Annotated in this window: 7 protein-coding genes and 2 pseudogenes; 1 reads left to right on the top strand and 8 read right to left on the bottom strand. The window is 70.4% G+C overall.

Annotated features, from left to right (window positions below):
• The 3 genes and pseudogenes from KBX37_RS10005 to KBX37_RS09995 form a co-directional block, all read right to left on the bottom strand.
• A pseudogene (locus KBX37_RS10005) lies at positions 1 to 290 on the bottom strand (acetyltransferase); the annotation flags it as partial.
• Positions 291 to 1,061: 771 nt separating this feature from the next.
• Positions 1,062 to 1,709, bottom strand: coding sequence for a C39 family peptidase (locus KBX37_RS10000; RefSeq protein WP_210775617.1), 648 nt, complete (start codon positions 1,707 to 1,709; stop codon positions 1,062 to 1,064).
• Between the two features lie 755 nt (positions 1,710 to 2,464).
• Complete coding sequence (locus KBX37_RS09995) at positions 2,465 to 2,938, bottom strand: hypothetical protein (protein ID WP_210775611.1); 474 nt, start codon at positions 2,936 to 2,938, stop codon at positions 2,465 to 2,467.
• A gap of 161 nt (positions 2,939 to 3,099) precedes the next feature.
• On the opposite strand from KBX37_RS09995, the gene KBX37_RS09990 reads away from it, so the two are divergent.
• A complete protein-coding gene (locus tag KBX37_RS09990; RefSeq protein WP_210775610.1) occupies positions 3,100 to 3,576 on the top strand; it encodes a hypothetical protein in 477 nt (158 codons plus the stop codon).
• A 343-nt stretch (positions 3,577 to 3,919) separates the two neighbouring features.
• Here the strand turns inward: KBX37_RS09990 and KBX37_RS09985 are convergent, their stop codons facing one another.
• The 5 genes and pseudogenes from KBX37_RS09985 to KBX37_RS09970 form a co-directional block, all read right to left on the bottom strand.
• On the bottom strand, positions 3,920 to 4,525 hold the full coding sequence (locus KBX37_RS09985; RefSeq protein WP_210775609.1) for a YdeI family protein: 606 nt from the start codon (positions 4,523 to 4,525) through the stop codon (positions 3,920 to 3,922).
• Between the two features lie 342 nt (positions 4,526 to 4,867).
• On the bottom strand, positions 4,868 to 7,972 hold the full coding sequence (locus KBX37_RS09980) for a BTAD domain-containing putative transcriptional regulator (protein WP_307849022.1): 3,105 nt from the start codon (positions 7,970 to 7,972) through the stop codon (positions 4,868 to 4,870).
• Positions 7,973 to 8,233: 261 nt separating this feature from the next.
• A pseudogene (locus KBX37_RS35935) lies at positions 8,234 to 8,686 on the bottom strand (BTAD domain-containing putative transcriptional regulator); the annotation flags it as partial.
• Between the two features lie 353 nt (positions 8,687 to 9,039).
• Positions 9,040 to 9,528, bottom strand: a complete 489-nt coding sequence (locus KBX37_RS09975) for a DUF3105 domain-containing protein (protein ID WP_247657522.1) — start codon at positions 9,526 to 9,528, stop codon at positions 9,040 to 9,042.
• Between the two features lie 65 nt (positions 9,529 to 9,593).
• Positions 9,594 to 10,787, bottom strand: coding sequence for a hypothetical protein (locus tag KBX37_RS09970; RefSeq protein ID WP_210775606.1), 1,194 nt, complete (start codon positions 10,785 to 10,787; stop codon positions 9,594 to 9,596).
• Positions 10,788 to 11,019: the final 232 nt, after the last annotated feature.

Below are 11,019 nucleotides of genomic sequence, written 5' to 3'. Positions count from 1 at the left end.
CCGAGCGCCTCGTGGGCGGCGTGCAGCAGCGCGGCGCCCACCTCGGGCTCGGCGGCCAGGTCGAAGCGCTCCCGCCACGGGGCGCCGACGGAGCCCGGCGGCAGGACCCAAGCCGCCCGGCCGACGACCCGGCCGGCGCGCAGGGCGATCCAGGTGTGCTCGGGCCGGTAGCCGCCGCCGGCGAGCCCTTCGGCGTAGCCGACCTGACGCAGCTGGGGCAGCGGGTCGGGCATGGACTCGAACAATTTCTCCTCGCCCGCGACGAGCGGGCGCACGACCAGATCGGCCATAGGTTGATCCTCCGGAAAGCAGACGCCCCGGTCAGATCCGCGAATACGCCGGGCCGCGGAAGGGGCGCAGAACATCGGACATTGTTCTGACCTCCCTTCGGGCTCGATGGCGTGCCCGGGAACCTACTCGACGGCCCTGTCCCGCCGCAACCCGGTTGCCCCGAGGCCACGCCGCCCACGAAGATGCCCGCCACGGCCATGACCACGGCAGCAGCGGGAGTGGACGGCAGCGGGTACCTCGGCGGCATGTCCGATGCCGACGGCGACGATCATCCGCTCGGCTGGCCGCTGCCGCCGGCGCCGCCGCGTCCCTCCGCCCGGACCGCGTGCGAGCACCTGCCATGCTTGTCCCGAGCTCGTTGCCGCTGGTGGGTTGCGGTTGACAACGCGAACGTCGGTGTTCGACCGGTGATCAGCGGGTAGATCATCTTCTGGTCGATGAGAACCAACGCGTCCGACGGCGCGAGTCACGATCGGATCACGACCGATGTGGAAGGCCACAAAGGAGGGACGCTGCCCACACGCCGGTGGTTCTCTTCGACCAAAAGATGATCAAGCTGTTGACCTCCGGTTGAACACCGACGTTCACGTTGTTAACCCAGGCTCACCAGCGGAAACGAGGTCGGGACAAGCTCAATAGCCGGCGGGGCTGGCTGGCCTGTTCCTGGCTCATCGTGCTGTCGCGATCGCCTCGGCGCCGCGCGTGCCACAGCCGCAGGCCGGGCCCGCTCTTCTGGCCCGGCCCATGGCCGGTGTGGCGCCCCGCCACGGTCAGCTGGAGTAACCGCGCTGGGCGACCCAGTCAGCGAGCTTGTCGTCGCTCATCCAGTAGTGCGCCTTCGGGTCGTACGGGTCGGCGACCTTCATTTCTTCACCACCGTCGCGGTACCCGACCACGCTCACGTAGTGCCCGCCCGGGAAGGGATGCCGATCTCCCTTGGTGTCAACTCCGGTGCCGATGGTATTGGCCACCACGCCGCGCTTGGCGTCAACCGCCTCGACCACGTCGACGCGCAGCTTATCGACCTGTTCCGGCTTTGCCGTGGTCTCGCTGATCTTGTTGGTTTCGTAGCCGCCGCCGGATACCTCGTTGAGCACCCGCGTGGTCTGGTCGACCGAGTCGGTGCCGTCCAGGGTTGTGCCGAGCTTCTTGGCGACCTCCTTCTGGCTGGGCGTCTTGCCCTGGGTGGTCAGTGCCATTCGGGTCGCCGCAGGCGCACAGTAGTAGCCATTTGGCTGCCGTTGGTAGTCGTGCTCGAGCACCCGCTTGCCCTCGCCCGGAGGCGCGGGCTGAGCGGCCACGGCCGGCGTGCTCTCGGTCGGGATGGCCTGGGTAGCCGCCGCCGGACCGGCGAGGACGCCACCGGCGACCAGGAGACCTGACACGGACAGGGCGGTCTTGCGGGCAATCGAGTTCATCATGAAGCTCCCATCGGGTTCGGCGCCTTAGAAGAATCGAAGGCGCATGCACCGGGGGAGACCCGCGGTACACCGTCGGCGCCTCGGACAAACACGCCCGGCTTGCCGCACTCGCGACCGGCCTACCGGGCTCCCGAGCGACGGTTACCCGACCCGGTTCGGTCGAAACGCTGCGCCCATGCCCAAGTAGGAGGAGAATGAGCGCCACTTCTAGCGGCCGAAACCACCCATCCGGCAGCGGAACGTCATAGCTGGCGGTGCGGACAGGGACCCAGCCACCGGCTTCCTCGGCGTCAGCCTGTCTTAAACCCCAGCGGCAGGAATCGGACTACCGGCACCACTAGGCGTTCGCATACTCGTGGCGTGCGCCCGCCGGTTTGTCTCTGGCTCCACGCCGCTCGGCAGCCAGCTACACGCACATGTACTTTCCGGAGTTGGTTCGCCAAAGCCCACTGATACGGCGGCAACCGTGCGCTGAGGCTCAATGCGCTCGGTCGCCCGGGCACCACGACAACGTGGAGGTCGGGCCCGATGCGGGGATGCCGCCACCAACCGCTGCCATCTGATTCACGCCGTCACCGTCAAGACGCGAAGGTGACACCATCGACCGGATGTTGACCAGCGGCACGTTGTGGATGGGCAGCCAATGGAAGACGCCGCGGCCCGTCCCCGCCCGGTGCGGACGTCTCGGCCATCCAACGCGGACCTAACGGTGGCCCCCGTACCCTGCCGGCCGCCGGCGACGCAGCGGCCGGTCAGGACGGCAGTGGCTGCCAGGTGGCGCCCCCGTCCGCGCTGCGCAACACGCGGGCGTCCAGGGTGGCCAGGTAGAGCGAATCCTCATGGTCGGTGAGGGCGGCTGGGGTACCCGGCACGCGGCCGCCGGTGACCGACCAGGTTGCGCCGTCGGGCGAGCGGACGACTCGACCGTCCGTCGTCACCGCGAACAACCCTCGGTCGGACCAGTGGAGCAGCAGCAGAAGGGCGGGGCTGTTCGCCGGGGACCAGGTGCGGCCGCCGTCCGTGGAGCGTTGCAGGCCTTGCTCGGTGGTCACCAGCAGGGTTGCCGCCCGCGTCGGGTCGACCGCCAGGTCGAACGCCTCGATTGTCGAGCGCCTCTCCCAGGTGCTTCGGTCAGCGCTGGCCAGCAGAGCCCCGCTGGTCGAGTCGAGTCCGTAGACCATCCCACCGGACTCGCGCAGGAGGTGGAAGTCGGCCTCCCCGGCCAAGGACAGGATCCTCCAGGTGCGGCCCGCGTCGGTCGACTGGATCAGCCCGAGGTGCGGCGGAGCGTCGTCGCCAGGCGCCGGGTGTCCGGAGGCGAGGAACTGGTCCGTCTACGGGGTTGACGCCCAGTCCGTGCACGTGGCTGAACCCCTCATCGTGCGGGGTGGCTGGCGACGGCGAGCCGACGCCGCAGCCGTTCAGGGTCGCCAGGAGAAGGGCGAGACCGAGGGTCACGCCGCAAGACATCGTCCGGTTGAACCCTTGCACGGCCACACCCGTCTCCCGTTGCGTGTCGGAAGGAATCTCGCACCGACCTTCAATCGTCATTACCAGCTACCAGATCGGTTCCGCGCTCGGCCTGGCCGCCATGACGGCGGTCGCTTCCGCCGCCGGCGCCGACTGGCTCGGTGATCTGCCTGCCCTGACTGACGGCTACTCCGCCGCCTTCATCGGCGCCGGGATCCTCGTCGCCGCCGGGGCGGTCATCGCCGGACTCACCCTGCGGGCAGCAAAGCGGGAGCCGGCCGAGGCCACCGAGCCTGTACAGGTCGGCTCCACGCAGATGACCACGAAGGTTCCGGTGTTCGGCCGGCTCGCCGCCTACGTGAAGGCCGACGAGCCGGCTAGCAACGCGCCGTAGGGCATGGTCCGTCAAACATCTTCACCTTGGCGGCGACGGGACCGCGGACTACATGCGGCGACTCCGCGACGCGGTGCGGGCGTGCCCCTCATACGAACAGGCCGGCAACCCGTGCTGGTTAAGGGCATGAAGAAAGCAATCGGGGTACGACGCCTCACCTGAGCCCACGACCTACGACGGCCTCCGGATCGGCGCCCACGGTAAGGCATTTGGGAGTGCTGCAGTGCGCGGGCATCGCGTGCACTCAACTCGGCGCGACCGGGCGCCGGCTTGATCCGTTGTGGTGACATCGCGTAGCGCGCAGCCGGCGGCAGATGAGTGCACATGATCATGACGATGCCGATTACGGCGAGTTCGGAGGCGTGGCCTTCTGCGGGTAAATCGTCTCGTGACGGGCCAGCATGGCAACGAACTCGGCGATCTTCCGCTCTCGGGTCTGCGCCCGTTTGACGGCATTGACGCGGTGGATGAGGGCGAACCGGTTGGTTTTGGTGAGTACGTCGAACATGGCCTGGGCGGCGGGGTCGGCAGCGATGGCGGCGAGGAGGTCGGCCGGCACCCCGGCTTCCGACGGCGGGGCGTAGGCGGCCGCCCACCGCCCGTCCGCCTTCGCGGCTTCCACCGCGGCGCGGCCTGGGGGCAGCATTCGCCCCTGCGCCTCCAGCCGGGCCACGTGGGCGACGTTGCGCTGTGACCAGGAACTGCGGGGCCTGCGAGGGGTGAACCGGATCCAGGAGGTCTCCTGATCCCGTTTCCGGGCCTGCCCGTCGATCCAGCCGAAACACAGGGCCTCGTCGACCGCCTGCTGCCAGGTCAGCGTCGTGACCGTGCCGCCCTTCTTGGTCAGGGCGAGCCAGACACCGGGCGACGTGGCGTGGTTGACCGACAACCACGCACGCAGCGCGTCGGCGTCCGCGACGATCAACTCATCCAGTTCGGCGCTCCCCATGACAGCAGGCTATCGCTGCGCCGTTGCCGCAGCCTCTGCCGGTTGGACCGCCCGACTCGCCGGGCTGCCGGCGCGCCTGTCGCTCGGCGGACCGTCGGGGCAGGACCTCAACGCTCAGGCCGGGCCGGCGCGCCGCAATCACGGTCTCGGCTGGCTCGCCGAGCACGCCGCCCCTCAACCGTGCACTATCTACGCCCGGTGATGGTGCACCGAGCCGGCCGATGGCCCGAGTTCTCCCCGCACCGGCGGTGCATGCTGCTGACCGCATTTGGGGTTCCGCACGTGACGATGCCGCGTGGTCCCGGGCGCCCTGCGCGCCAACCTGCGGGCCTGCTGACCGGGTCACCGCCGCGTGACGCCGGCGGTGCTGACCCGGCCAGCTACGTCTGCCGCCGCGGACCGGTCTGCACCGCCCTGGTCGCCGTCACCGGCGCCCAGTTCGTCCCTGGACCCGCCATCGACGCCATCCGAGTCTTCGGCGGCATCGGAAATGCCGTCGTGGCCTCCGCCGTCGAGATCGCTCTCCACCACGCGGCCCGGGCGACGGCGGTCAGCAGGACGGAACGTCCAGCCGTCGGGATCGCTGTCGGCCAAGAATCTTTCGATCCCGGGATCGCGGCCGGTCACGCAGTTGTCTAGGATCTCTCGCGCGGCGGACAGGCTCGACTCGGCAAGGCCGACGTTCCCGGTCATCTGGTGCACTTGAGCGGACTGCCGGAGCACGATGCCGTACAGGAAGGGGCGGCCCAGATTTTCCGCGAGGTGCGCAGCGCGGTGTAGGTCGGCAAGGGCGATCTCAGATTCACCGCGCCGCACCGCTACTTCGGACCGAACGATCAGACCGTGCCATTCCGCCTCGCCGTATCCCACCTCTCGGGCCTCGGCGATTCCGCGGTCCAGCCACCAGCGGGCTTCCTCAGCCCGGCCCTGTCGGACGAGGGCTCGGCCGACTGACACCCGGGACATCGCCAGGAACCGGTCACCGAGCGCCTGCCGGGCCTCCAGTGCGCGGCGGGCAAAACGTTCCGCGGCGGCCGGGCGGCCCAGGACGTCGTACGCCTCGCCGAGGTTGTGCAGGCTGATTGCCAGATTGAAGTTGATACCCGTTTTCCGGTGCAGCCGGTACGCCTGAACGAAACAGGAGACGGCATCGGCGGGCCGGTCGATCTCGTAGTCGATCAATCCGATGAGCTGCAGCGTCGTCGCCTGCAGAGGATCACCGGTACGCTTCCGTATCGCCAGCGCGCTCCTGAGATGCGCCAACGCTTCCTCCGGGTTACCGAGTCGGTGCGTGGCCAGCCCCAGTGAGGTCAGCGCCAGCGACTCACCCCACAGATCGCCGGCCGCGGCGTCCCGCGCAAGCGCTGCGAGCTCGCCGAGTTCCGCCCACCGCGACCGGGGCGCCAGGTAGTGGCCGATCGCCCGCAACAGATCCAGTGCGGCCTCGTCGGGATGACGGCGAGCGACAGCCAGCAGCGTGGGAAGTTCGCGCTCGAGCCATCGGTTGGCAGCCGCCGGGTCGACGAAGGTCACGGCATGCGGCGACTCGACCGGACGGTGGTCGAGCGGTCCCGGCCGGACGATGCTGGCCGCCCGCCAGGCGGTCGCCACGTAGTAGGCGATGATGCGGTCTGCGGCGGCGCGCGTCTCGTGACCGGCCTCGTCGCCCTCGATCAGTTCCTGGCCAGTAAGACGCAGCAGGTCGTGGAGTCGATAACGGTCGGACTCGAGTAGCTCCAGCAACTGCAGTTCGACGAGGCGCTCCACGATTGCATCGGCCCGAGTCAGAGGTACGTCCAACAGCGCGGAGACCGCGGCGGCGTCGAACGGCTGCGCGGCCAGTTCGGCCAGCAGCCGGAACGCCTGAGCCGCCTGCTGGTCTACCAGAGTTCCGGATTCCTGCAATTGCTGGTACCCGGACCGCAGGCAGGCCCGGACGCTGAGCTGCGGAAGTTCCAGCAGGTCCAACCGGTTCCGCTCGTCGGTCAGCCGATCCGCCAGCCGGCGAAGCGGCAGCGTCGGGTGAGCGGCCAAACGGGCACCGACCACCCGCAGCGGCAACGGAAAGTGCTCGCACAACCGGGCAAGCCGGGCGGCCTGCTCCGGCTCTGCCGCCACCCGTTCCGCACCGATCAGCTCGGCGAGCATCCGCACGGACTCCGTGGGTGACAGCGGGCCGACCGGCACGTGCGCCGCACCGTCCAGCGAGTTGAGCATCACCCTGCTGGTCACCAGCACCAGGCAGTCCGCCGACGCGGGCAACAGCGGAGCGACCTGGTTTGCGTCGATGGCGTTGTCGAGCAGGATCATCACCTTGCGGCTGGCCGACAGGGAACGGAACTGGGCGACCGCCTCCGCCTGGTCCCCGCTGATCGCGGAGGCAGGCAAGCCCAGGCCGGTCAACAAGCGGGTCAGGGCCGCGAGCGGGGTGAGCGGGGTGAGCGCCGGGGTGGAACCGTGCAGGTACAGGTAGAGCTGGCCGTCTGGGAACCGGTCGGCGAACATGTGCGCCAGCCACACCGCCAGGGTCGACTTCCCGGAGCCCGCAGGACCGTTGAGGGCGAGCACGGCGGGACGCGCCCGGGTGCGGAACGCCCCGGCGGCGAGCCGCAGGGCGGTACGCGCCCGGACCCGGCCGACCAGTACGGCGGGTGCGGGCGGCAGCTGTCGCGGTCGGACCCCGGCCGGTTCCGCCGACGGCACCGGACCGGTGACCGGATGGCTCGGTGCCCAGAGCGTCCGGTCCTGCGTCAGCACCGCGCGGTGGGCCTGCCGCAGGTCCGGCCCCGGTTCGATGCCGAGCTGCTCACGCAGGGCCAGCCGGGCACGTTCGTACGCCTCCAGCGCCCCGGCCGGATCGCCGGCCTGGCTGAGCCCGTTCATCAACAGGGCGTGCGCCCGTTCCCGGGTCGGATTGGCAGCGACGTGCCGGCGCAGGAGCGGCACCGCGTCGCTCGCCCGATCCAGTCGCAACAGCAGGGTGGCCTGCTCCTCCACCGCGTACGTGAACTCCGCGTCGAGTTGCGCCGTGTACCAGCTGAGCAGCGGTCCGGTTCGGACGTCGGCGAGCGTCACGCCGCGGCGCAGGGCGAACGCCCGGCCCAGGTGGGACAACGCCTGGTCCTGCTCGTTGGCGGTCCGAGCGGCCCGGGCGGCGCCGGTCAGCCGTCGAAAGGTCTGGGCGTCGAGCTGGTCCGGTGCCAGGTGCATGACGTAGCCGCCCCGGGCGGGCACCAGCAGGTCTCGACCGGCCGGGCCGAGGTGGTGCCGGATGGCGTCGACGCGTTCGCGCAGTTCGGCATGGGCCGCCGGCGGCGGATCCATCCCCCAGATCTCCTCCGCCAGGGTGTCGAGATCAACGGACTCGCCGGCCCGCACCAGCAGGCAGGCGAGCACGATGCGGGACCGGGGTGGCAGGGCCGGAAGTGCCGAGCCGTCCCGTTCCACCCGCAGCGGACCGAGCAACCCGAACCACAGGACCTCAGGGGGCGGCGCGGAACGTCGCTCCGTCGTCGCGGTCCTGGCCTGGCGGTCGGCGTCAGCGGTCGCCTGGCCCGCCGGACTCGGCGCCGAACCACCGCGAAGGGTCTCCTGGTGGAGCTCTCTGAGCGTGGGCTCGGGCACGACCTGGAGGCCGGGATCGTTGCGCAGGATCAGGTCCCGCAGCCGTACCAGCTCCGGCGTCGGGTCAACGCCGAGGTCCTCGGCCAGCCGGCGGCGAAGCTGGTCGAAGCGGTCCAGCGCCTCGCTCGGCCGGTTGGTCAGGTGCAGCGCCCGCATGAGCCGCCCGACCAGCGGCTCGCGCCACGGGTACGCCTCGACGAGTTCCAGCAGCCGGCCGATCACCTCGTCGTACCGGCCGAGGCTCAGTTCGAGATCGAGGCACCGCTCGACCACGGTCATGCGGCGCTCGTCGAGACGTTGGGCGGCGGCGGTCAGCGCCGGCGTACGCAGGCCGTCGAGCGCAGGACCGTGCCACAGCGCCAGCGCCTCCCGGAGGCTGGCCACGGTCGCCTCCGGCGCGCCCTGGTCGATGTGCCGGTCGGACTCGCGAACCCGTGCCTCGAAGACGTCCAGGTCGAGCTGACCGTTGGCGACCGTAAGCAGGTATCCGGAGCCCTGGGTGCCGATGACGTCGGCGGCGAGTCCGGCCCTGCGCATCGCCCGCCGCGCGGCGGCCACCCGGTTACGGACCTGCACCTCGGCGCTCGCCGGGGGATGGTCGCCCCAGGCGGCGTCCACGAGCCGGGAGACCGGTACCAGGCGGTTGGCTTCCAGCAGCAACGCGGCCAGCATGGCCTGGCTGCGCGGGCCGCCCACGCGTACCGGCCGTTCGTCGACGCGCACCTCGAGAGGACCGAGCAGCCGGAACGTCACCGCTGGCACCTGTTCGCCCCCCGAAGCGCCGATCAGGGCGACCGCGATCGGTAGATCGCGGTCGCCGTGTCAGGCTCGACAGTAGGCGAGGGCGCAAAATCGGTGACGTGGGCACCAGTTGGCGGTCTCGGATCGGGTCAGGACCGTGTCCAGCCGTGTACGTACCGGCCGGCGAGACGCGCGACGAAGGTTTCCGCCGCCGCCGCGTCGTACGCCGGTAGCCGCTGGAGGCATCCCCAGGCGGTAAGCACGATCCCGCTGTGAACGGCAGGATGCGGCGCGAGCATGACGCTGCTCGCGTTCGCGTGGGCGAACCGGCTCATCTCGTCGATGACCCGGTCAGGGGTGTCGGCCGCGTACAGCACTGCGACGTGGCCGAGTTCCAAGGCGTTGACGGTCAACCCGTCCGGGACCGGGTCGTCGTAGACGCCCGGCGTCAGGCTGAAGGCGAAGTGGGGGCCCGACGTCGGCGGCTCGGACGAGTACCGCACCGAGGCGGCCTCGGCCTGCGAGATGTGCGGGCTGTCGATGATGGGGAGGGTTTCGCCAACCGGGCACGGTGGCGGGTCCGCGTCGGCCGTCGGAGTCGCCGGGTTGCGGAAGCTCCAAGGGCCGGTGACCAGCATGGCCACGGCGAGCCCGATGGCGAGCATCGTCGTGAGCCGCCACCACCAGCGGTGCGGATGCAACCTCACAGCAATCCTCCCGACCGCCGCAGCCGACGCTCGCGCCATGCGATAGCGGCCGGCGCGAGATAGCCGAGCACCAGGTAGGCCAGCACGGCCAGCGACTCCCAGAAGGCGACGTAGGCCGGTGAGAACGCCGCCAGGTTGGCCACGACCCAGCCGCCCATCGCGAGGGCGAACGGCACGCCGTAGTTCAGGACCATCCAGAACATCACGATGAGTCCCGCGAGGTACACGAGGCCGAACCAGCGGGCAACAGCCCGGTCGTGCGGCCCGATCGCGTCCAACTCGGCAGCCTCGTCGGCGGTCAGCCGCCAGAGCCGCCACTTCGTGGTCAGCACCGTCGCCTGGTAGAGGTTGTGGCATCGCAGCGCGTTGGCCAGGACGGCGTATCCGTCGCTACGCAGGAACAGCGCCGCCCACTGCCAGATGATCCCGATGACCAGGTAGAGCACGATGACGCCGAGAAGGCGGTCGAGGACCGCTGGCAGCGCCACCGCACCGGCGCGGTGGGCGTATCGCAGGCTCAGCGCTGTCGCCAGGATCGTGGCGTCGAACGCCATGCCGGCGAGGAAGGGCCCGTAGCGCGCCCGCCGGTTGATGGTGACGATCTGGCTGAGGTCGGTTTCGAAGACGAGGAAGATGCCACGGCGGCTGACGCGGAATGCCGCCGGCACGCCGACGGCACGGCCGGCAAGCCAGTGCCAGATTTCGTGCAGGGCGGCGAGCGCGAAGCCGATCGGCAGGTACGCCAGGATCGAGAGCACCGGGTCGGCCAGCCACCAGACGTGGCTGTAGGAGGGGCGAAGGGCCGGCTGCGCGACCAGCAGGAGCACGCTGACGGCGGCCGCCCCGCCGTAAAGCGCCCAGGCGAGCCGGCCGAAGAACAGCCGCGCAGTCCGCGGGTTGATCCCTTCGATCCAGCGAATGGACCGGCCGGGCCGGAGCGTAGCGTCGGATTCCGCAGGCGGGCCACCGTCCGTGTCTGGGTCCAGGAGGCCCGCAGCGGCCAGGCCGTCGAGGAAATCGGCACCGTCGACGTCCGCTCCCGCCGCGGCGCTGGCCCGGCCGGTGGCCTCTTCGATCGAACAACCTTCCTGCAGCGCGCGGACGAAGACAGCGCCCGGCTCGGGCACGGCGACGTACACCCCGAGACCGTGCCGGCCGAGAATGAACTCATCGCCGTCCTCGGCGATCACGAGCAGTCGCACCGCCGCCGGGACCGCCGCCGCCAGCGCCGACGGACCGTCCATTGTCCACCTTCCTGCGCGTCGGAGCGGGCGGTCCGGGGCCGTATGAGCCCCGGACCGCCCACGCTTGTCGTGAACCGATCAACCATGGGTCAGCTGTCGCTGGGGCCCGGGGTGTTCGCGGTGAGCCGGACGCTCTCGACGCGGCGGATCTCGATCTTCATGGTCGCCTCCTTTCATA

Origin of the sequence: Micromonospora sp. U56, from assembly GCF_018070095.1 — a bacterium.
In the GTDB taxonomy this organism is placed as follows: domain Bacteria; phylum Actinomycetota; class Actinomycetes; order Mycobacteriales; family Micromonosporaceae; genus Micromonospora; species Micromonospora purpureochromogenes.
Note: the sequence above shows the minus strand (reverse complement) of the source record. Positions and strands in the feature narration are given on the sequence as shown.